Source organism: Mycolicibacterium wolinskyi str. Jessa 2025 (assembly GCF_049241375.1).
Classification (GTDB): Bacteria; Actinomycetota; Actinomycetes; order Mycobacteriales; family Mycobacteriaceae; genus Mycobacterium; species Mycobacterium wolinskyi.
Genome location: NZ_CP185960.1, coordinates 3,667,881 through 3,688,631, shown reverse-complemented (window position 1 = coordinate 3,688,631; position 20,751 = coordinate 3,667,881). Strand labels below are relative to the sequence as shown.

At 66.2% G+C, this 20,751-nt stretch carries 21 protein-coding genes; 9 read left to right on the top strand and 12 right to left on the bottom strand.

The features are described from left to right. The first annotated feature begins 8 nt into the window (after positions 1-8). From ACOI2T_RS18260 to ACOI2T_RS18230, 7 genes are read left to right on the top strand one after another with little or no spacing between them, the layout of a single operon-like run. Positions 9-965, top strand: a complete 957-nt coding sequence (locus tag ACOI2T_RS18260; RefSeq protein WP_067845661.1) for a carbohydrate ABC transporter permease — start codon at positions 9-11, stop codon at positions 963-965. A gap of 2 nt (positions 966-967) precedes the next feature. Beyond that, the gene (locus tag ACOI2T_RS18255; protein WP_409506080.1) at positions 968-1,855 is read left to right on the top strand and encodes a carbohydrate ABC transporter permease; all 888 of its coding nucleotides are present in this window, start codon (positions 968-970) and stop codon (positions 1,853-1,855) included. Then, positions 1,855-2,970: an ABC transporter ATP-binding protein gene (locus ACOI2T_RS18250; RefSeq protein WP_067845667.1), complete on the top strand. Its 1,116-nt coding sequence runs from the start codon at positions 1,855-1,857 to the stop codon at positions 2,968-2,970. Before ACOI2T_RS18255 ends, ACOI2T_RS18250 begins: the two co-directional genes overlap by 1 nt. Beyond that, complete coding sequence (locus ACOI2T_RS18245) at positions 2,967-4,100, top strand: ABC transporter ATP-binding protein (protein WP_409506079.1); 1,134 nt, start codon at positions 2,967-2,969, stop codon at positions 4,098-4,100. The genes ACOI2T_RS18250 and ACOI2T_RS18245 overlap by 4 nt, the downstream gene beginning before the upstream one ends. Then, complete coding sequence (derK, locus tag ACOI2T_RS18240; RefSeq protein ID WP_409506078.1) at positions 4,097-5,839, top strand: D-erythrulose 4-kinase; 1,743 nt, start codon at positions 4,097-4,099, stop codon at positions 5,837-5,839. Before ACOI2T_RS18245 ends, derK begins: the two co-directional genes overlap by 4 nt. Further along, positions 5,839-6,300, top strand: coding sequence for a D-erythrulose 4-phosphate isomerase DerI1 (gene derI1, locus ACOI2T_RS18235; RefSeq protein ID WP_067845676.1), 462 nt, complete (start codon positions 5,839-5,841; stop codon positions 6,298-6,300). The genes derK and derI1 overlap by 1 nt, the downstream gene beginning before the upstream one ends. Positions 6,301-6,351: 51 nt before the next feature. Beyond that, positions 6,352-7,413 carry a M42 family metallopeptidase gene (locus ACOI2T_RS18230; RefSeq protein WP_409506077.1) on the top strand — a complete coding sequence of 354 codons (1,062 nt, stop codon included), beginning with the start codon at positions 6,352-6,354 and terminating at the stop codon, positions 7,411-7,413. A 4-nt stretch (positions 7,414-7,417) separates the two neighbouring features. Here ACOI2T_RS18230 and ACOI2T_RS18225 read toward each other — a convergent pair whose 3' ends face one another. The 7 genes from ACOI2T_RS18225 to ACOI2T_RS18195 all read right to left on the bottom strand — a co-directional run bounded on the left by ACOI2T_RS18225 (position 7,418) and on the right by ACOI2T_RS18195 (position 13,294). Continuing rightward, entirely contained in the window at positions 7,418-7,885 is a 468-nt protein-coding gene (locus tag ACOI2T_RS18225; RefSeq protein ID WP_409506076.1) for a GtrA family protein, read from the bottom strand. Between the two features lie 68 nt (positions 7,886-7,953). Continuing rightward, on the bottom strand, positions 7,954-8,805 hold the full coding sequence (locus ACOI2T_RS18220; protein ID WP_409506075.1) for an MBL fold metallo-hydrolase: 852 nt from the start codon (positions 8,803-8,805) through the stop codon (positions 7,954-7,956). Next, complete coding sequence (locus tag ACOI2T_RS18215) at positions 8,802-9,731, bottom strand: LysR substrate-binding domain-containing protein (protein ID WP_409506074.1); 930 nt, start codon at positions 9,729-9,731, stop codon at positions 8,802-8,804. Before ACOI2T_RS18215 ends, ACOI2T_RS18220 begins: the two co-directional genes overlap by 4 nt. Positions 9,732-9,733: 2 nt before the next feature. Beyond that, entirely contained in the window at positions 9,734-10,465 is a 732-nt protein-coding gene (locus ACOI2T_RS18210; protein WP_409506073.1) for a pyridoxamine 5'-phosphate oxidase family protein, read from the bottom strand. Continuing rightward, entirely contained in the window at positions 10,465-10,872 is a 408-nt protein-coding gene (locus tag ACOI2T_RS18205; RefSeq protein ID WP_409506072.1) for a tautomerase family protein, read from the bottom strand. The genes ACOI2T_RS18210 and ACOI2T_RS18205 overlap by 1 nt, the downstream gene beginning before the upstream one ends. A 29-nt stretch (positions 10,873-10,901) precedes the next feature. Further along, complete coding sequence (locus tag ACOI2T_RS18200; protein WP_409506071.1) at positions 10,902-12,287, bottom strand: MFS transporter; 1,386 nt, start codon at positions 12,285-12,287, stop codon at positions 10,902-10,904. Positions 12,288-12,316: 29 nt separating this feature from the next. Continuing rightward, entirely contained in the window at positions 12,317-13,294 is a 978-nt protein-coding gene (locus tag ACOI2T_RS18195) for an NAD(P)H-dependent flavin oxidoreductase (protein WP_409506070.1), read from the bottom strand. Positions 13,295-13,531: 237 nt separating this feature from the next. Between ACOI2T_RS18195 and ACOI2T_RS18190 the strand changes: the two genes are divergently transcribed. After that, positions 13,532-14,398, top strand: coding sequence for an EamA family transporter (locus ACOI2T_RS18190; RefSeq protein ID WP_409506069.1), 867 nt, complete (start codon positions 13,532-13,534; stop codon positions 14,396-14,398). Positions 14,399-14,417: 19 nt separating this feature from the next. Next, complete coding sequence (locus tag ACOI2T_RS18185) at positions 14,418-14,774, top strand: nitroreductase/quinone reductase family protein (RefSeq protein ID WP_067845700.1); 357 nt, start codon at positions 14,418-14,420, stop codon at positions 14,772-14,774. A 68-nt stretch (positions 14,775-14,842) separates the two neighbouring features. Here the strand turns inward: ACOI2T_RS18185 and ACOI2T_RS18180 are convergent, their stop codons facing one another. The 5 genes from ACOI2T_RS18180 to ACOI2T_RS18160 form a co-directional block, all read right to left on the bottom strand. Next, positions 14,843-15,691 (bottom strand): ABC transporter permease, encoded by an 849-nt coding sequence (locus tag ACOI2T_RS18180; RefSeq protein WP_085143491.1) that lies wholly within the window; start codon positions 15,689-15,691, stop codon positions 14,843-14,845. After that, complete coding sequence (locus tag ACOI2T_RS18175; RefSeq protein WP_085143490.1) at positions 15,688-16,563, bottom strand: ABC transporter permease; 876 nt, start codon at positions 16,561-16,563, stop codon at positions 15,688-15,690. Before ACOI2T_RS18175 ends, ACOI2T_RS18180 begins: the two co-directional genes overlap by 4 nt. 4 nt (positions 16,564-16,567) lie before the next feature. Continuing rightward, the gene (locus ACOI2T_RS18170) at positions 16,568-17,761 is read right to left on the bottom strand and encodes a polyamine ABC transporter substrate-binding protein (RefSeq protein ID WP_409506068.1); all 1,194 of its coding nucleotides are present in this window, start codon (positions 17,759-17,761) and stop codon (positions 16,568-16,570) included. A 64-nt stretch (positions 17,762-17,825) separates the two neighbouring features. Further along, complete coding sequence (locus ACOI2T_RS18165) at positions 17,826-18,944, bottom strand: ABC transporter ATP-binding protein (protein ID WP_067845922.1); 1,119 nt, start codon at positions 18,942-18,944, stop codon at positions 17,826-17,828. Between the two features lie 340 nt (positions 18,945-19,284). After that, a complete protein-coding gene (locus tag ACOI2T_RS18160; protein ID WP_409506067.1) occupies positions 19,285-20,751 on the bottom strand; it encodes an MFS transporter in 1,467 nt (488 codons plus the stop codon).

The window sequence follows — 20,751 nt, the reverse complement described above, 5'->3', positions numbered from 1 at the left end:
CCGGCGATATGACAACGCAGACATCGAAGGCGCCCGAGGCCACCAGAGAGACCGGGCCCGGGGGCGCGGGCCGCACCCTGCCGGAGGTCCCGTCGTGGCGCCGCAAGCTCCGGCCGTACCTGTTGTCGATCCCCGCCCTGGTGATCGTCATCGGCATTCTCTATCCGTTCGTGGTCGGCGCGTACTACGCCTTCCTGAACTACGCCGCGGTCAATCCCGACCCGCATTTCGTGTGGTTCGAGAACTTCAAATCCGTACTGGGCGATCAGATCTTCTGGCAGAGCGTCAAGGTCACGGCGATCTTCGCGGTCGTGGCGACCGTGATCGAAACCGTGCTCGGCGTCGGCCTGGCGCTGCTGCTGAACCGGTCCTCGATCATCGGCAAGATCTTCGAGAAGGTCCTGATCCTGCCGCTGATGATCGCGCCGGTGATCGCGGGCGTGATCTGGAAGCTGATGTTCAACCCGCAGTTCGGCATCCTCAATCACGTTCTCGGCCTGGGTAACACGTTCGACTGGCTGTCCTCGACCAATGCGCTGTGGTCGGTGATCCTGGTCGACCTGTGGATCTTCACCCCGTTCGTGGCGATCCTCGTCCTCGCAGGCATCCGGTCGTTGCCGAAGGAGCCGTTCGAGGCCTCCGAAGTCGACGGCGCGTCGTGGTTCTACATGTTCCGCAAGCTGATGCTGCCGATGCTGTGGCCCTACATCCTGGTGGCGGTCATCTTCCGGTTCATGGACAACCTCAAGGTGTTCGACCACATTTACGTGCTGACGGCCGGCGGACCGGGCGTGGCCACCCGGACCCTGCAGATCGGCGCATTCGAGGACTCGATCATCAACCTCGACTACTCCCGCGGCAGCACCTACATGCTGCTGCTGTGGATCATCGTGTTCATCACCGCGCGCTACCTCGTGAGCGTGCTTGGCAAGGCGCAGCGTCGCGCTGCCGGAGCGGAGTCGTAGCCATGGCTTCAAAGTTGTCGTTCAGCAGGCCTGAGTTGCTTCCCGGCCAGAAGCGGTGGTCGATCGGCGCGGTCGCCGCCGACGTCGGTCTGGTGTTCTGGTTCGTCTTCTCGTTGTTCCCGATCTTCTGGATGCTCATGCTGGCACTGAAGAACGCCGAACAGCAGACGACGACGTACTTCTCGTTCAGCCCGACGTGGTCGAACTTCGCCACCGTGCTCTCCGACAAGGGCACGCAGATGACGAGCGTGGACTTCAAGGCCTCGTTGGTGACGAGCCTGCTGAACTGCGGTGGCGCGGTGATCGTTTCGCTGGTCATCGGCATCCCGGCCGCCTACGCGGCGGGCCGCTGGCAGTACAAGGGGTCCAACGACCTGATGTTCCAGATGCTTTCGTTCCGGTTCGCGCCGGAACTGATGGTCATCGTCCCGCTGTTCGTGATCTACAACCAGATCGGTCTGTTCGACACCAAGGTCGGCATGATCTGGGTTCTGCAGCTCGTCACCATGCCGCTCGTGGTGTGGATCCTGCGGTCCTACTTCCAGGATCTGCCCGAGGATCTCGAGCAGGCCGCACTGCTCGACGGCTACACCCGGCGGCGGGCGTTCCTCATGGTCGCACTGCCGATCGTGCGGCCCGGCATCGCCGCGGCGGCCCTGCTGGCGTTCATCTTCGCGTGGAACAACTACGTGTTCCCGCTGATCCTGGCGGACAGCAATGCCGGCACGGTAACCGTCGCGATCACCAAGTTCCTCGGCGGCGGTGGGCAGGCGTACTACAACCTGACCGCCGCGGCCGCCATCATCGCCGCGCTACCACCGTTGATCCTGGCCTTGACCATTCAGCGGTACCTCGTGCGCGGCCTGTCGTTTGGGGCGGTGAAGGCCTGATGGCAACCGTATCGATCGCCGGCGTGCGCAAGTCGTTCGGCAAGACCAAGGCGGTGGACGGCCTGTCGGTGGACATCGCCGACGGCGAGTTCTTCGTGATCCTGGGGCCCAGTGGCGCAGGGAAGACGACGACCCTCAAATCGGTGGCGGGCCTTGTCGACATCGATGAGGGCTCGGTGCACATCGGCGGCACCGACGTGACCCGCGTGGAGCCCTACCACCGCAATGTGGCGATGGCCTTCGAGAGTTACGCGCTGTATCCGCAGAAGACGGTCGCGGAGAACCTCGCGTCCCCGCTCAAGTCCGGGCGTACGGGCAGGTATACCGAGGCTCAGCGCGCCGAGCGCATCGACCAGGTCACGACGACACTGGGAATCAACCACCTGCAGAAGCGCTTTCCGCGTGAGCTCTCCAACGGCCAGCGTCAGCGTGTCGCGCTGGGCCGGGTGCTCGTCCGCCCCGCCGACATCTACCTGCTCGACGAGCCGTTGAGCCATCTCGACGCCAAGCTCCGCGCCGCGATGCGTGCCGAACTCAAGCAGCTCGGGGCGATGAGCAACACCACCACGATCTACGTCACGCACGACTACCAGGAGGCACTGGCGCTCGGTGACCGTATCGCGGTCATGCGCGAGGGCAAGCTCGTGCAGATCGGCACGCCGGACGAGATCTGGCGCAGGCCGGCGGACACGTTCGTCGCAAAGGCGTTGGGGCAGCCCGAGATCAATCTGCTCGACGGTGTCGTCGACGACGGCCAGATCCGGCTCGGTGACGGATCGCTCGACATCGCGGTACCCGCCGGTGTCGAGTGTGACCGGGGTGACCGGGTCCGCGTCGGCCTGCGCCCGTGCGATCTGCATGTCACCAGCGGCGAGAGCTCGCTGCGTGGTCGGGTGCTGCTCGCCGAACGACTCGGCCGCAACATCGAGCTCACCGTCGACATCGGCGGCACGCAGCTCATCGCACTGACATCGGGCCGGCACGGCGTGGGTGAAGGCGACGACGTCCGGCTCAAGGTCGCCGAGTCCGACATCCACGTGTTCGCCGCCGGCAGCGGTGACACGCCCAGACTGGGCCGCGCACAAAGCGATTCCCCATTGGAGGCAGCACAGTGAGTACGACGGCCACCGCCACGCGACCGACGCAGACCGCCCAGAGCCTCACCCTGACCAACCTCGTCAAGACGTACTCGTCGCGGGGCCGGGAGAGCTTCCAGGCGGTCAAGGGCATCGACATGGCCATCGAGCCGGGTGAGCTCGTGGCGCTGCTCGGCCCGTCGGGTTGCGGCAAGACCACGACGCTGCGCATGATCGCCGGACTTGAGACGGTGACCAGCGGCTCGATCCGGATCGGTGACCGCGAGGTGTCACAACTTCCGGCCGCCAAGCGCGGTATCGGCGTCGGCTTCGAAAGCTATGCGCTCTATCCGCCGATGTCGGTGCGCGAGAACCTGCTGTACGGGTTGAAGGCCCGCAAGGTCAAGGGTGCCGAGGAGATGGTCGCCTCCATCAGCCGCCGTCTGGAGATGGACGACATGCTCGAGCTGCGGCCCGCCGGCCTGTCGAGCGGTCAGAAGCAACGGGTGGCGCTGGCCCGCGCGCTGGTGCGTAACCCACCGGTGCTGCTGCTCGACGAACCCTTGAGTCACCTCGACGCGTCGGCCCGGCAGCGCGTGCGGCGCGAGCTCAAGGTGCTGCAGCGCGAATTCGGCTACACCACAATCGTCGTCACGCACGACCAGGTGGAAGCGCTGTCGCTGGCCGACCGCCTGGCGGTGATGGATGCCGGCGTGGTACAGCAGTTCGGCACACCCGACGAGGTGTTCGACGATCCGGCCAACCTGTTCGTGGCGGAGTTCGTCGGCGAACCGCAGATCAACGTGCTGCCCGGGGTCGCGCGGGTGGACAACGGCAAGACCCGCGTCGAGATCGGTTCGGGCGCCGGGGCTCTGGAGACCACGGTCACCGGCGTGGCCGACGGTACCCGCGTCACCGTGGGCATCCGCCCACAGGACTGCGCACTGCGAACGGGCGACGGCAGCGCGGGCATCCGCACCACGGTGGCCTACTTCGAGCACCTGCTGGAATTCGGCCTCGCCACCACCACCATCGCCGGCATCGAAGAGGGCATCGTCGTGCAGACGCCCGCGGCGGAGGACTACGAGCCCGAGCAGCAGGTCATGGTGACAGCGCCTCCGGAGCGGGTCTACCTGTTCGACATCGAGTCAGGAAAGCGGTTGCGATGACGAAGTTGTTCAACGATCCCGCGCGATTCACCGAGGACATGCTCGTCGGGTTCCTCGACGCGAACGCACGCTATGTCACCGGCGTGCCCGGTGGCGTGGTGCGGGCGCACCGCACGCGACCGGGCAAGGTCGCGGTCGTGATCGGCGGCGGTTCGGGCCATTACCCGGCGTTCTGCGGCACCGTCGGACCGGGTTTCGCCGACGGCGCCGTCGTCGGCAACATCTTCACGTCGCCGTCGGCCGAAGAAGCCGCCTCGGTCGCACGCGCCGCGCACGGCGATGCCGGGGTGCTGCTCACCACCGGCAACTACGCCGGTGACGTGATGAACTTCGGATTGGCCGTCACCCAGCTGCGCAGCGAGGGCATCGATGCCCATTACTTCGCCGTCACCGACGACATCGCGAGCGCTCCGCGCGGCGAAGAGGCCAAAAGACGCGGTATCGCAGGCGATTTCACGGTGTTCAAGTGTGCGAGCGCGGCAGCCGAGGAAGGGCAGGACCTGGCCGGCGTGATCCGGGTGGCCGAGGCCGCGAACGCGGCGAGCCGCACGCTGGGCGTGGCGTTCGACGGTTGCACGTTGCCCGGCGCCGACCACCCGTTGTTCACCGTTCCCGAGGGACACATGGGTCTCGGGTTGGGGATCCACGGTGAGCCCGGGGTCGCGGACGAGGCCATGCCCACCGCCGCCGGGCTGGCCGCGACCCTGGTCGACGGTGTGCTCGGCGACCGGCCCGACGCTCCCGAGAAGCGAATCGCGGTGATCCTCAACGGTCTCGGCCGCACCAAGTACGAGGAACTGTTCGTCGTATGGGGTGAGGTGTCGCGCCTGCTCCGCGAGCGCGGCTACACCGTGGTCGATCCGGAAGTCGGCGAACTGGTCACGAGCCTCGACATGGCCGGCTGTTCGCTGACCGTGATGTGGCTCGACGAAGAACTCGAGCGGTACTGGACGGCTCCGGCCGACACGCCGGCGTACAAGAAGGGCGCGGCGGCGCAACCGCAATCGGGGCAACTGCGTTCCGATCAGGACACCGAGACCGTTTCAGCCACAACGCCTCTCAACGAACTGTCCGACGACGACGGCCGAAAAGGGGCGCGGCTTGTCGCGCGCGCCCTCGATTCGATGGCCACGGCCTTGGCCGATGCCGAGGAAGAACTCGGCCGCATCGACGCGATCGCCGGTGACGGCGACCACGGCCGCGGCATGGTCAAGGGATCATCGGCGGCCCGCGAGGCCGCTGCTGCCGCCGTCGCCGACGGCGGGGGACAGGGCTCGGTGCTCGCTGCTGCCGGAAAAGCGTGGGCCGCCAAGGCCGGTGGCACCTCCGGTGTCCTGTGGGGCGCCCTGCTCACCGCGCTCGGGACCCGGCTGGGTGACACCGGACGGCCGTCGGCAGCCGATGTCGCGGCCGGAATGCGCGACGGTTATGACGCGTTGATCCGCTTGGGCGGCGCCGCGCCGGGTGACAAGACGATGCTGGACGCCTTGCTGCCCTTCGTCGAGGAGCTGGAGCGGCGCGTCGCCGACGGTGAGTCATGGCAGGACAGTTGGCGAGCCGCCGCCGAGACGGCCACCGAAGCCGCCCGCGCCACCGCGGAGCTGCGCCCCAAGGTCGGGCGAGCCCGGCCGCTCGCCGAACGCAGTGTGGGCACTCCCGATGCCGGCGCCACGTCGCTGGCACTGTGCGCCCGCACCGTCGGCGATTGCTTGACCCTCACGACACAAGGAGACAACTGATGGCGTTACGGATTGTCGTCGGCGCCGACGATGCCGGTTACGAGTACAAAGAAGCGCTCAAAGGCGATCTGGCCGCCGACGATCGGGTGAGCGAGGTCATCGACGTCGGCGTGGGCTCTGACGAGGACACCGCATATCCGCACGTGGCGGTGGCGGCGGCGCGCCTGGTCGCCGAGGGCAAAGCCGACCGGGCGCTGCTCGTCTGCGGAACCGGTCTCGGCGTTGCGATCAGCGCCAACAAGGTGCCGGGCATCCGCGCGGTGACCGCCCACGACAGTTTCTCGGTGGAACGGTCGGTGTTGTCCAACAACGCACAGGTGCTGTGCTTCGGGCAACGGGTCGTCGGTCTTGAGCTGGCGCGCCGGCTGGCCCGCGAATGGCTCGGTTACGAATTCGATCCGGCCAGCAAGTCCGCCGACAAGGTGGAGGCCATCTGCGGATACGAATCCGTGGCGAAGTAGGGCGCGCACGGCCCGCGTTTCGCGCGGGCCGATTCCGGCAATACCACTGCGGTGGCCGACGACGACCTCCAATTCTCGCGTGAGCTCTTGCAGGAACTGTTGTGGGCGTACGGCCCGTGCGGCCAGGAGGACGCCGTCCGGGACGTGTGCCGACGCGAACTCGAACCGTTTGCCGACGAGACGTGGGTCGATGCCGCGGGCAACCTCATCGGGTTGATCCGAGGTGAGCACGGGTCGCCGCCGGCGCGGGTCATGGCGCACATGGACGAGCTCTCCATGCTCGTCAAGCGCGTCGAGCAGGACGGCACATTGCGTCTCACGCCGCTCGGCACGATGTATCCGGCCAATTTCGGCCTCGGACCCGTCGCGGTGCTGGGCGCCCAGGACCAGTTCTGCGGCGTGTTGTCATTGGGTTCCGAACACACGACGCAGGAGAGCCAACGGATCTGGGCGACGAAACCCGACCAGGGAGACAAGGCGCTCGACTGGCCTGACGTCTACGTCTTCACCGGCCGGACACCGGACGAGTTGACCGGCGCGGGCATCGGTCCGGGCACGCGAGTGTGCATTCACCGCAGCAAGCGGACATTGATCGATGTCGGCGGCTTTCTGGGCTGTTACTTCATGGACGACCGCGCTGCGGTGACCGCACTGCTGCAGGCGGCCCGGGCGCTCGGCGAACCGGGACAACGCCCGGCAGGTGATGTGTACGTGGTGTTCACCACGGCCGAAGAGGTCGGCGGCGTCGGCGCCCTACACGCCTGCCGGACTCTGCCGGGGGACCTGACGCTCGCACTCGAAGTCGGCCCGACCGAGGCCGAATACGACACCACGATCGAGGGCGGTCCGATCGTCGCGTACAGCGACGCGCAGTGCGTGTACGACAAGGACGTCGCGGACCGCCTGATGGAAATCGCCGCCAAGTTGGGACTGTCGCCGCAGGCCGCGGTTCTCGGAGCGTTCGAGTCGGATGCATCGCACGCCAAGGCCTCTGGCCTGTCACCACGGGCGGGCCTGCTGTGCCTGCCGACCCTCAGCACGCATGGCTACGAGGTGATTTCGCGCGACGCGATACCCGCGATGACCGACGTGCTCGTCGAGTTCCTGCGCTAGGGCTTCACCGCCGGAACACGATCCAACGCATCGCGCTGTACATGTAAATGGCTTCGCAGCCGCCCGCGACGATGCGGGCCAGGTGATATTCCACTCCCAGGGCCGCCAGCGCGCTCGAGACGCCCAGGATGAACGCGAGGTAGTTGATCACGACCACCACGACGTACACCGTCATCTGCGGGCCGACCGCGGCGTGGGAGCGAAAGTTGAAGATGCGGTTGAGGAAATACGCCAACCCGAACGCGCACGCGTAGCCGACGGTCACCGCGATCGGCAGGGGAACGTGGAATCCGCCGTGCAGCACCGTCAGGATCACCAGGTCCACGCCGAACGTGAAGCTGTTGATCAGCACGAAACCCAGGAATGTCGGTGCGACAACATTTTTCAGCCCGAAAGGCAAGCGGTCGACGATCTGGACGCAGAATCGGTGGAACCGCTCAACCGGCGGCACCGGACTGGGTTCGACCCGCACACCGGCACCCTGCCATGTCTTGGTGTCGGGTAGATGATCACGACACGAACTGCAGGAGACTGTCGATGTCAGTTGACGAGGCTTCCCGCAGAGTCGGTGCCGTGCACGGCCCAGAAGCCTGGGCGTGCGTCACGTAGCCGGGCACCGATCCCCGCGTCGTCGAACGACCGGCGGACGTCCTCGGGCGTCTCGCTGTAGAGCGACCAGCCTTCGCAATGGACGGGAACGACGATCGACGCCCCGATGAGTTCGGTGACGGCCGCGGCGCGGTCGGCGGTCAAGGTGAGTGCGCGACCGGAGTTCTTAGTCGGTACGCGAGCGGCACCGGTGTGCAGGATCGCGACGTCGACAGCCGGGAAGCGGTCGGCGATTTCGCGCACCGGCGCGATCGAGGCGTTGTCTCCGCTCACGTAGACGGTGGGCAGGCCGTCGTACTGCAGGACGAATCCGGTCACTTCGGTGTTGATGTTGCCGTATTCGTCGCGATCACCGTCGGACGGGCCGTGTTGTGCGGGCACGGCGTAGACGGTGACCCCGGGACCGCTGTCGGCGCCACGGACTTCGGTCGAGGTGAACGCGGCCAGTCCGTGCGCATTGCCGCCGAGCCGTCCGGCGGCTTGTGGACCGGTCAGGATCACCGGGACGGTCTGGGCGAAGGTTCGGCCCGCGTGGTCGAAGTTGTCCGGGTGCAGATCGTGGCTCAGCAGCACCGCGTCGACAGCGCCGAGTTCCGCCGGGCTCAGCGCCGGCCCGATTTCCTTGCGGTAGGCACCGTATTCGCCCGGCGGGTCGAAGGTGGGTTCGGTGACGAACCGCAATCCGCCGTAGTCGATGACCGCAGTGGGGCCGCCGATGACGCCGATGGCCAGCAGGTGCCGTTGCGAACTCATCGGCAGCGCGCGGTGATCATCGGCTGTCATGAGATCAGCCGATCCGGCTCGACGGTGTGCCGATCGACGGCCTGCAGCAGCTCACGCGACGTCGCCTCGCGCGCACACGCCAAGAACCGCGCGATCGCGGGTGTCTCGACGGCGTCGCGCCTGCGGACGAATACCGTTTGAGCGCGCGCGATTTCGGGTGGCGGGTGATGCACTGTGAGCGTCGACGCCAACGGTGAGGCGGTCACGACTGCAAGCGGCAGCAGCGTCGTGCCCATACCGGCGGCGACACACCCGAGAATGCCGTCCAGGTTTGACAATTCGAGGATGCTCGGCGCCGGAAGGTCACGGTCTTCGTACAGTTTCTCCAGTCGGCCACGATAGGCACAACCGGCCTTCAGCACGAGGATCCGCGGTGGGCACCGACGCATGAGTGCGCCGTCGAGATCAACCACCGATGCATCTCCGACCACGACGAGCTGCTCGAGAAAGACCGGTTCGGCGGCGAGTTCGGGATCTCGGACGGGGCCGCACACGAAGGCACCGTCCAGCCGCTGGTCGAGTACCTGCCCGATGAGCGCGTCGGTCGTGTCGATCGACAGCGTCAAGTCGACCTTCGGGCAGTCGGCGCTGAAACTGCTCAGAACTTTCGGGAGCCGCAGCCCCGCGGTGGACTCCATCGACCCGATGGAAACCCGTCCGCTGGGGTCGCCCTCGTCCCTGACGACCTGGGTCAGTTCCCGCATGAGCTGGGTGATCCGCTCGGCATAGGGCACCAGCAGTTGCCCAGAGGCGGTGAGCGTCATGCCGCGGGCGTGGCGCCGGAAGAGCACGACGCCGAGCTCGTCCTCAAGCGCCCGTATCCGTGAGCTGACGTTCGACTGGACCGTGAGCAGCTCCGTGGCCGCCCGGGATACTCCACCGGTGCGGGCTACTGCCAGGAAGAAGTTGAGGTCTGCGACGTCCACACTCAGTCCCTTTCCTCGGCCCTGGCCGGGCTTGCCTCACTCAGTATGCTCCCGGGCCGATCACTTGACCCCGCGACTGCGGTGGCCTGGTCTTCGAGTTCGCGATTGCGAAGCTTGAGCACCCGGATCTCGTCGAGCAGGTCGGCCCGGGCGAGCCGTAGCCGCTCGTGAACGGAAGCTTCGTCATACAACGGCGGAATGTTTTTGCGGCAGTTGACATCTGTTGCCTCGACCCGGATGACGATCGCACGGTGACCGCGTGCCTGCCTGTCATCGACCGCGAGAAGCCCATCGACGAACTCCGGCGAGTCTGCGCGTTCGACCACGGTCGCTCGCCCGAACACCTTGACTCTCAGCCGGGTCGGGTAGTCGATGAAGAACAGCGCGGTGCGGTTGTCGGCATCGAGATTGCCGATGGTTACGAACTGTTCGTTGCCGACGTAGTCGGCGAAAGCGATGGTCGCGCTGTCCAACACCCGGACGAAGCCGGGCGGGCCGCCCCGGTGTTGCACATACGGCCAGCCGTCCGGAGTCACGGTGGCGATGAAGAAGGACCGGGCTGCGACGACGAGCGCCCGCGTCCGTGAGTCGAGGCCTTCGACGGACCCGATGTCGTCGCCGTCGGCGCGAAACCGCCCGTATGTGCCGATGCTGCCCGCCGCCTCCTGGCGTTTGGCGACCGGTGCCGTGAACGCGATGGAACCGTACCGGCTGGGGGAGGGCGCCGACGTCATCAGCTCGGCTCCGGTACGGCGAGTTCGCCGGTGACGTACTGGGCCTTGCCGAAACCGAACGACCAGTCCTCGGGTCCGTTCTCCGCGATGCCGACGAAGATGTCGTCGCCGCGGACTCCCACCGCCTCCAGTTGCGCGGCGATCTCGGCGTAGAGCCGTTCCTTCGTCTCGATGGAACGCCCGCGCTGCGTGAAGATCTGGATGATCACGGTGTCCGGCGAGCGGTCGAACCCGAGGCCGGCGTCCAGCGCGATGATCTCTCCGGGGCGATGCGGGGTGATGACCTGGAACCGGTCACGCTCGGGGATTCCGAGTACCGCGACCAGGCTTCGGTGGATGGCATCGGCGACGTTTCGGATGTGTTCGTTCCCATGGTGGTTCAGCAGATCGATACGAACCAGTGGCATTCGACTCTCACTTCCTGTTCGGTTCGTGCCTACAACGGAGACATCCGGGTGGGCGCAGATGTTCCCGCGACGTCGTTCGCCGCCCACGCGCGGGCCACGATCGGACTGGCGTGGCCGCGCCGCAGGAACACCACGAAGATCACCGCGGTCACCGCGGTGACGGCGATCGGATAGATCAGACCGGCCATGGCGCTGTCGAGTGACGTGTTGAGCGACAGCGCGATGAGTGGGGTGAATCCACCGAACACGCCAGTGCCCAGGTGGTAAGCCAGGGACAGTCCGGTGTAGCGGATCTGCGGTGGGAACAGCTCGGTCAGGAACGCCGCCACTGGTCCGTAGATCGCCGCGACGAGCACGACCTGCAGGGTCAGCGCCACGACCATCGACACTTCGTCTCCGTCGATCGCGGCCTGCCGTACCCAGGCGAACAGCGGATAGCAGCCGGCTGCGGACAACACCAGGCCGGTCAGGATGACCGGTGGCCGGCCGATCCGGTCGGACAGCCACCCGAAGACGACGAAGAACGGGGTGGCGACCACGAGGGCGATTCCCACGCACAGATTGGCGGTGAGGAAGTCGACCTGGAGGATGCTCTGGAGGAAATAGAGCGAATAGAACTGGCTGGTGTACCACGCCACGCCCAGCCCTGCGGTCACACCGAAGAGCACGGTCAACAGCAGGATCAGTGTGGGCCGTTGTGCGACAGCATCTTTGACCGGCGTTTGGGACAGGCGACCGTTCTGCCGCATTTCCTCGAATACCGGCGACTCGTGCATCTTCAGCCGGACCTTGAGCGAGAACAGCACGAGGACGGCAGACAGCAGGAACGGTATGCGCCACCCCCACGCCTCGAACTGTTCCTCACCGACGATCAACCGGCACAACACGATCACACCGATCGACAGGACAAGACCGCCCGTGGCGGTGGTCTGCAGAAAGCTGGTGACCGCACCGCGCCGTCGTTTGGGTGCATGCTCGGCGATGTAGATCGCCGCGCCGCCGTACTCGCCGCCGATGGCGAGGCCCTGGAGCAACCGCAGCAAAACCAACAGGAGTGGCGCAGCCAGGCCGATGTGCTCATAGGTGGGCAGTAGTCCCAGCAGGGTGGTCGCGCCACCCATGATGAGCAGTGTCGTCAAGAACGTCTTCTTCCGGCCCACGCGATCGCCCATTCGACCGAAGACCACCGCGCCGATCGGGCGCACGACGAAGCCGGTGCCGAACGCCGCAACCGTCACCAGGAGCGCCGCAGCGGTGTTGCCCTCAGGGAAGAACATCCCGGAGAACACCACCGCGAGACTGCCGTAGATGTAGAAGTCGTACCACTCGATGAGCGTGCCCAGGCTTGAGGCCGTGACGATCTTCCGTAATTCCCGCGCCGAAGCCGGCCGGTCGGGTGAGCGTTTATCTGCCATGGTTTCCATTCGAGAAATACGTGAATTCGTCATTGCTGTGGCGGAACAGAACGGCCGAGAATGTCGGCTGCCGTGGTGACCATGTGGTCGATGATCGATTCCGCTGATTCGACGGCGGTGATTTGGCCGATGACTTCACCGACGATGACATTGGCGATGTCGTAATTGCGCGATTCGACGGCGGCGCGGAATTCTTCACGGCGGCGCGCGAGATCATCGCGCAGGCCGGGCTCGTCGCCATGCCAGCGCCGCAGGAAGTCGTTGCGCAGCACGCGGCCGGTGTAGGGCGCGGGCCATGGCTTGTCGCGGACGATGTCGAACGCGTTCTGCCGGATCGTCTCATCGCCGGTGGCCCCCAGTGCGCGGGCCTGCGCGGCCTGCGGGATGGCCGCCTCGGCGGCCGCCCAGAAGCGGGTGCCGACCACTGCGCCGTCGGCGCCGAGCGCCAGGGCGGCGGCAAGGCCGCGACCATCACCGATTCCACCCGCGGCGAGCAGCATCACCTCGGGCGACTCGCGCGCCAGCAGATCGGCGACTTCGGGGATCAGCGTGAATGTCGACCGGGCTGCGGTGCCGTGGCCGCCGGCCTCGCCGCCCTGCGCGACGATGACGTCGGCTCCCACCTCGATCGCGTGGCGAACCTGCTCGATGTCATGGACCTGACACATCAGCGGGATACGCGCGGCTTTGATGGCTGGGGCGTGGGGAGCGGGATCGCTGAACGACAGGAACACGGCGGCCGGTCGCTGCTCGATGACCGTGTCGAGCAGTCCCGGTTGCCGCTCCATCGACCACGTGATGAAGCCGACGCCGATCTCCGCGCCGGAGACGTGGTCGAACTGTTCCTTCAGCCAGATCTCGTCGCCGTAGCCGCCGCCGAGAATGCCGAGGCCGCCCGCTTGCGAAACCGCATTGGCCAATCGCCAGTCGGCAACATAATCCATGGGAGCGAGAACTACCGGATGCAGAATCCCGAATTTCTCTGTGAATCGATTCTTCAGCCGCATCTGTCCCTCCAATATTTCTGCGGTGTTACGGCTCACATTTGGCGCGTAATTCACGGTAGGGCCGTTTGCGACACCAGCACCAACGGTTTATCGGGAACGCAGCGTTCTCCGGAGCAGAACGCTCAGCCGGCCCGGGCGTCGCAAGAGGCGGGCACCCCACACTGTTCGTGATTCCTGAACGGTATATCCATGAAAATCACGTGGACGTGAACGGTCCGGGTGTCTTTCAATGCAGGAGTGACTTCCACCCCGGCCCGCAGCGGCGCCCTCATGGCGATGGGATCCATGGCGTGCGTGCAGGTCGGCCTGGCGTTGGCCGTGTCACTGATCGACGACATCGGCGCCGAAGGCGCAGCCTGGTTGCGCCTGGTCTGGGCGGGGATCCTGATGCTGGCGATCGTGCGCCCGCGCCGCACCGCCTTCACCAGATCGACGTTCGGGGCCTGCGTGGTTCTCGGCGTCGTGACCGCAGGCGTCACGTTGTTGTTCATGGCCGCGCTGTCGCGCATACCGCTGGGCACCGCTGCCGCCCTTGAGTTTCTGGGCCCGCTCGGCGTCGCGGTCGCGCACGGGAAGGGTCGCAGCCGGTTCGTGTGGCCCGGCTTCGCGGCAGCGGGCGTCGTGCTGCTCACCCAACCCTGGTCCGGCACAGTGGATCCCATCGGGGTGCTCTACGCGCTCGGTGCCGCGGTGTGCTGGGCCTGCTACATCCTGCTGACCCAACGGGTGGGCGACGAAGTCGCCGGGATCAACGGTTTGGCGGTGTCGATGCCCGTCGCGGGAATCGTCGCCACCGTCACGGTGGGGCCGTCGGTGTTCGGCCGGTTGACTCCCGAGATAATGCTCATCGGAGTGGGTCTCGCCATTCTCCTGCCGGTCGTCCCGTTCGCCCTGGAAATGCTCGCGCTACGGAAGTTGACGACGGCCGCATTCGGCACGCTCATGAGCCTCGAGCCGGCCTTCGCGATGGTGGTCGGACTGGTGATGCTGCATCAGGTTCCTGGGCCGGCCGCGGTGGTCGGAATCTGCTTCGTGGTGGCCGCGGGCATCGGCGCGGCCCGCACCGGGGCGCGTAACCTGCCCGTGCCCGCCGAGGTCGGTTGATCGGGCTACTCTGGCGCAAATGGCACGTGGAATCTTCAATTCACCGGTCGTGCGCTGGGTCAACTCGGCGGCCGTCGGCCTCACTCGCGTCCCCGTATTGGGCCGCTTGGTGGGGGACAACGTGGTGGTCATCCGATATCAGGGACGCCGTTCTGGCCAGACGTTCGAGACTCCGGTCTCGGTCCGGCGCGACGGCGATCAGGCGACCATCCACGTGATGGCGCCCGACAACAAGAACTGGTGGCGCAACTTCCTCGGCGAAGGTGGTCCGATCACTTTCCTCAACCTCGACGGCCGCGAGCGCACCGGCCACGCGGTCGCCCACCGCGACGCGGAGGGCAAGGTCGCGGTCACCGTCCAGCTCGACGCCCCCTGACGCCGAGCAGACGCGCACGTACCCGAGAACGCGCGTTCCCGGGTACGCGGGCGTCTGCTCGCGCGGACTCAGACGTCGATGCGCTTGCGCCGGTAGAGCGTTCCCGCAGCCAGCAACAGCAAGCTGATCACGAGGATCGCGGTGGCGAGCACATTGATCTGGGGCGGCACGGCGGCCTTGACCGCGGCGTTCACGTACAGCGGATAGGTGACCGCCGACCCGCTCACGAAGTACGTGATGATGAAGTCGTCGAGCGACAACGCGAATGACAACATCGCAGCCGCGACGATGCCCGGAACAATCAGCGGCAGCGTCACTTTGAAGAACGTACGGGTCGGGCTGGCGCCCAGATCCATCGACGCGTCCTCGAGCGTCCAGTCGAATCCACGTACCCGGGCCCGCACCGTCATCGCGATGAAGCTCACCTCGAACGCGATGTGCGCGATGAGGATCGTGGTGTAGCCCGCGGCCCAGCCGAGGTCGAGAAACAGCGTCAGCAGCGACGCACCCATGACCACCTCGGGGGCGGTCAGCGGCAGCACCAGGAAGGTGTCTACGGCTTTCTGTCCCCGAAACCGTTGGCGCACCAACGCAATCGCGACGAGCGTGCCGAGCACGAGCGCTACCGCGGTGGATACCGCGGCGATGTTCAGGCTCAGCTTGAGCGCCTCGGTCAACGCCGGATATTTGAACGGGTCGGCCCAGTTCTCGAGCGTGAAACCCTGCCACGTGTAGTTGAACTTGCCGGCAGGCTTGTTGAACGAGAACAGCACGATCACGAAGATCGGCAGGAACAGGTACAGCAGCACCAGACCGGCGACGATCCGCAGGGACAGATCGCCCCATTTCGGCGATCCCTTGACGGTTTTCGGCGGGGTGGCCTCGCCCGTGGCCTCGGCCATCGCGGTCGCGGTCATACCAGGTCCTCCGTGCCCAGGGCCCGCGTGTAGAGCAGCACACCGACCAGGATGATCGCCATCAGCACCATGCTCAGCGCGGCCGCCGCCGGATAGTCCTTGACGACCAGGAACTGTTTCTGGATCACGTTGCCGATCATCGTGGTCTGCGTACTCCCCAGATAGTCGGCGTTGATGAAGTCACCGGCAGCCGGGATGAACACCAGCATGCTGCCGGCCAGCACGCCCGGCATCGACAGCGGCAGAATCACTTTGGTGAAGCTGCGGGTGTTCGACGAGTACAGGTCCTTCGAGGCCTCGATCAGCCGCGGGTCGATCTTCTCCAGGCTGACGTAGAGCGGCAGGATCATGAAAATGATCCAGTTGTAGGTCAGGCCGCCGATGACCGCCCAGCTCGTCGACAACAACCTGCCCTCGTCGGGCAGCAGGCCGATCGCACCCAGCGCACTGACCACCCAACCGTCATCGGCGAGGATCGTCTTCCACGCGATCGTGCGGATCAGGAACGTGACGAAGAACGGCAGGATCACCAGGCCGAGGATCAGGTTCTTGAAGCGGCCCGCCTTGAACGCGATCACATAGGCCAGTGGGAACGCAAGGATCGCGCACAACACCGTGGCGACCAGTGCGTAGCCGAACGTCCTCAGGATCTGGTCCTGGTACTCGCTGAACGCGTGCAGGTAGTTACCGAAATTCCAGTCGAAGGTCAGCGTCGGCAGGTACACCGAGCCGCCCGACGACGACAACGACGTGCGTGCCAACGAGAAGAACGGCACGACGAAGAAGATCCCGAGATACACCAGGGCCGGCAGGATCATCAGGTACGGAGCGATCTTGCTCCGCTGCCGGCTGCTGGTGGCTACACCCGCCACCCGGTCAGGCCCCGGTGACGGCGGTGTACATGGTGTTGAACTCCTGGGTCTGCTCGTCGGTCAGCGCCGCCCAGGACTTGAGGTTGTTCGACATCTCGGCGGGCGGGTTGATAAGCGGGTTGCTCGCGATGGCCGGGTCGATCTTGGCCAGTTCGTCGGTCATGTCCGAGAGCACGGGCACGAACTGGGTGAACGCGATGAGCTTGGCGTAGTTGGCCCGGTCGTAGACATAGTCGATCCAGGCCTCCGCGGCCTTCTGGTTCTGCGTGGTGTAGGGGATCACCATCGTGTCGATGAACCAGTCGCCGCCCGACTCGGGCACCACGAACTTCAGGTCGGGGTTGTCGGCCTGCAACTGCACGACGTCGCCCGAATAGGCTTGGGCGACAGCGATGTTGCCGGCCGCGAGGTCGTCGGCGTAGTCATTGCCGGTGAACCTGCGGATCTGCCCCTTGTCCTTCTGCTCGCGAACGAAATCGACGGCCTTCTGGACGGATTCGCTGGTGGGTTCCTCGACGGAGTTGCCCTGCCACTGCATGATCATGCCGAGCCCATCTTGGACGTCGGAGAACAGGCTGACCCGGCCCTTGAACGCGGGATCCCACAGATCGTCGATCTTGGTGATGTCGCGTCCGGTCGCGGCCCGGTTGTAGGCGAGCCCGACCATGCCGGTCATGTACGGCGCGGTCACCTTGCGGCCCGGGTCGACCTTCGAGTTCAACAGGTCCTGGCGCAGGTTCTTCTTGTTGGGTACGCGGGATTCACTGATCTCGTTGAGCCACTGGAGGCCGTTGAGCCGGGCCGCCATGAACTCGGTGGGCACGACGAGATCCGCCCCGATGTCCTGCTTGCGCGACAGCGGTTCCTTGACCTTGGCGAACCACTGCTCGTTGTCGTTGAAATCCTCTTTGTAATCGACCGTCAGGCCCGACGCGGTCTGGAATGCCGCGACGAATCCGTCGGCTATGTACAGCGGCCAGTTCGAGATCCGCACCGTGCCGCTCGCCGGCGAACCGTCGTCGGGTGCGGCCGAGGTCGTCGGCGAACTGCTGTCGCCGCCCGAACCGCAGGCGGCCAGCACGGTCGGCCCCAGGGCCAGGGCTGCGGCGGCCGCGGCGCCTCCGCCGAGGAATCGCCGCCGGGTTGTGCGGTTGGCGGCCAGTCGGGCAAGCAGTCGGGGATCGGTGTTGTTGGGCATGGGCGACCTTTCTGGGATTCGGGCGCGTGTCGTCAGAGGGGGAGGGGTGCGCGATCGGCAATCGCTATGAGTCGTCCAGCATCTCTTCGAGATCTTCGGTCGTGGGGATGTCGGCCGCCGGCAGGACGCGCGATGCGTCGGGGGCCCAACTGACATGGACCCGATCGCCCGGCCGCAACAGCGGCAGATCCTGTTCGGCTCCCACGTGGGCGATGATCGCCGAATCATCCGGGGCGGCAAGGGAAAGCCGCACGACCGGACCCTGGAACGTCAGGTCGGTCACGGTCGCCGGGACCGTGGCGACGTCGCCGGTCGGCGCATCCATCGACACGCGTACCCGCTCCGGGCGGATCATCAGCGTCGCGTGGCCGCCGGATTCGATCGCGGTGTCACCAGGCTTCGCCTTCAGCGTGGTGCCGAGTACCTCGACTTCGACGTAGTCGCGGTTGATCCGGCCCGTCTGCCTGCCGGGCCACAGGTTGGCCTGGCCGATGAAGCTCGCGACGAAGACCGTCGCCGGGCGGTCGTAGATCTCGGTCGGACTTCCGATCTGCTCCACATTTCCCGCATTCATGACCGCGATCCGGTCGCTCATGGTGAGCGCCTCTTCCTGGTCATGCGTGACGTAGATGAACGTGATCCCGACCTCGCGCTGGATGCGCTTGAGCTCGAACTGCATCGCATGGCGCAGCTTGAGATCGAGGGCGCCCAGCGGCTCGTCGAGCAACAGTGCGCTCGGGTAGTTCACCAGGGCTCGCGCCAAGGCGACCCGCTGCTGCTGGCCGCCCGACAGCTGGCCGGGCTTGCGTTTGGCGAAATCGGTCAGCCGCACGATCTCGAGCAGCTCGTCAACGCTGCGCTTGATCTCGGCCTTGTCCTTCTTCATGCTGCGCGGCCCGTACGCGACGTTGTCCCACACGGTCATGTGGGGGAACAGCGCATAGTGCTGGAACACGGTGTTGACGTTGCGCTTGTGCGGCGGGACGCGGGAGACGTCCACCCCCTCAAGCCGGATCGCGCCCTCGGTGGGGCTCTCGAAGCCGGCGATCATGCGCAGCGTTGTGGTCTTCCCGCATCCGGACGGGCCGAGCATGGAGAAGAACTCGCCCGAGGCGATGGAAAAGTCGGCGTCTGCCACCGCCACGTAGTCGGCGAAGCGCTTCGTTACGTGGTCGATCTCGATGACGGCGTTGCCGGGCGTGCGTGGTGCGCCATCCTGTCCGGTCGGGTGGTCGACGGCAGTGGTGTCTGGGCCGGTCAGCGTGGTCCTCCTCAGGTGCAGCCGTGGTGGCTGTGCGTAAACAATCGCGGATTCAGTCGACCTTCGCAAGCGATTCCGCAACGATTTAACATTTCTACAATGGAATCCTTCGTTTGGCAGCGGTTTGGGCACGAGAAACCGCTGTGAAGGACGCGAACACCTACGGCAGGCGCTGACCAGCCTGCGGGCTACGGAATGGGTGGACTTGCTGTATCAGTTTCGCAGTCCGCCGGCCAGGGACGGCGGGAAACTGTCGAGTAGCTCAGCCCCACTCGTGGTTCATGGCGCGCGACTCCGACAGGTTCTGCATCGAGTCGCGATGCCGATCCGGCGCCCGGGAAACGGCGATGAGCGCCATCGCGAGCCCGGCGGTGACCGCGCCCGCGACGAAGATCGTCACGAAGCTGGCTTCGGTGGGAATCGCGCTGTGGCCGAGCAGCACCGCGACCACCGCCGCGGCGCTCGAGCTGCCGATCGTGCGGGCGATCGCGTTCATGCTCGTGGCGACGCCGGTTTTGCCGGCATCGACTTCGCTCACCACGAGTGCGGGCAGTGCGCCGTAGCCCAGGCTGATGTACGCGTTGGCCAATACCCCGGCGACGATGACCTGCCACGCGCGGTCGTGCGCGACCGCGAGCATCGCGAACCCGGCGATACCTGCCAGAGCGGCGACCACCAGAACCCGCCGGGCACCGAACCGGTCGATGAACCGGCCGCTGATGAGGGCCACCAGGAAGCCCGCGAGTGCTCCCGGCAGCAGGAAGTAGACGCTCGCCTGAAGCACGTTGGCGCCGAACCCGTACCCCGCGGCTTCGCGCGAGATCTGCACGAACTGGGTCAGGCCGAGGAATGCGAAATACAGCCCCATGCCGACGAACACCGTCGCCAGGTTGGTCAGCAGTATCGCTCGTTTCGCCAGCATCCCGGTGGACACCAACGGATGCGCGGCCCGTCGCTCCCAGAACCACCAGGCGACGAGCACGACCACACCGCCGGCGAGAAAGGCAACCGTCATCGGCGCCGCCCAACCCCACGAATTGCCCTGGGTCACGGCGAGTAACACCGCGGACAGTCCGCAGGCCAGGCCAAGGGCGCCGAGCCAGTCGATCGTGCCGCGCGCGGTGGGTTTGCGTGCCGGCACGGCGAGGACGGTGACGACGATGACCACGGCGGTGAACCCGGTCGTCAACCAGAACACCCGGTGGTAGCCCGCGTCGCCGGCCATCAACAGACCGGTGACGACGAGACCCATCCCGCCGCCGAACCCGAGGGTGCCCGACAGCACCGACATCGCGCTGACGAGCCGGTCCTCGGCGAGTTCTTCGCGGAGGATCGCGATGCTGATCGGATAGAGGGCATACGACGCCCCTTGCAGTACCCGGCCGAGGATCAGCATCGGCACGGATGCGGTGGCCGCGGCAAGAACCGAACCGGCAAGCACCACGATCAGGACGGCGAGCAGTACGCGCTTCTTGCTGTACAGGTCGGCCAGCCGGCCAATCAGCGGCGTCGCGGCGGCGGCCGCGAGCAAGTTGGCCGTGACCGCCCAACTCACGGCGACCGACGAGGCATGCAGCTGGGCGGCGATGACGCCGAGTACGGGAACCACCGCGGTCTGCAGTACGGCGACCGTGAGGACGACCAGGCTGAGCCCGGCGACCAGAAGGGCGGGACGCGGGTGCGGGGCGTCGGTGGCCGGGGTCGACGGGCTGGCTTCGGTACCCGTCAT

What these genes read in the sequence shown, in the direction of transcription:
- ACOI2T_RS18180 (WP_085143491.1), bottom strand. Translation starts at nt 15,691, where the DNA reads ATGACCGCGACCGCGATGGCCGAGGCCACGGGCGAGGCCACCCCGCCG.
- derK (WP_409506078.1), top strand. Translation starts at nt 4,097, where the DNA reads ATGACGAAGTTGTTCAACGATCCCGCGCGATTCACCGAGGACATGCTC.
- ACOI2T_RS18255 (WP_409506080.1), top strand. Translation starts at nt 968, where the DNA reads ATGGCTTCAAAGTTGTCGTTCAGCAGGCCTGAGTTGCTTCCCGGCCAG.
- ACOI2T_RS18160 (WP_409506067.1), bottom strand. Translation starts at nt 20,751, where the DNA reads ATGACGGGTACCGAAGCCAGCCCGTCGACCCCGGCCACCGACGCCCCG.
- ACOI2T_RS18220 (WP_409506075.1), bottom strand. Translation starts at nt 8,805, where the DNA reads ATGACAGCCGATGATCACCGCGCGCTGCCGATGAGTTCGCAACGGCAC.
- ACOI2T_RS18170 (WP_409506068.1), bottom strand. Translation starts at nt 17,761, where the DNA reads ATGCCCAACAACACCGATCCCCGACTGCTTGCCCGACTGGCCGCCAAC.
- ACOI2T_RS18210 (WP_409506073.1), bottom strand. Translation starts at nt 10,465, where the DNA reads ATGACGTCGGCGCCCTCCCCCAGCCGGTACGGTTCCATCGCGTTCACG.
- ACOI2T_RS18250 (WP_067845667.1), top strand. Translation starts at nt 1,855, where the DNA reads ATGGCAACCGTATCGATCGCCGGCGTGCGCAAGTCGTTCGGCAAGACC.
- ACOI2T_RS18185 (WP_067845700.1), top strand. Translation starts at nt 14,418, where the DNA reads ATGGCACGTGGAATCTTCAATTCACCGGTCGTGCGCTGGGTCAACTCG.
- ACOI2T_RS18205 (WP_409506072.1), bottom strand. Translation starts at nt 10,872, where the DNA reads ATGCCACTGGTTCGTATCGATCTGCTGAACCACCATGGGAACGAACAC.
- ACOI2T_RS18260 (WP_067845661.1), top strand. Translation starts at nt 9, where the DNA reads ATGACAACGCAGACATCGAAGGCGCCCGAGGCCACCAGAGAGACCGGG.
- ACOI2T_RS18200 (WP_409506071.1), bottom strand. Translation starts at nt 12,287, where the DNA reads ATGGCAGATAAACGCTCACCCGACCGGCCGGCTTCGGCGCGGGAATTA.
- derI1 (WP_067845676.1), top strand. Translation starts at nt 5,839, where the DNA reads ATGGCGTTACGGATTGTCGTCGGCGCCGACGATGCCGGTTACGAGTAC.
- ACOI2T_RS18195 (WP_409506070.1), bottom strand. Translation starts at nt 13,294, where the DNA reads ATGCGGCTGAAGAATCGATTCACAGAGAAATTCGGGATTCTGCATCCG.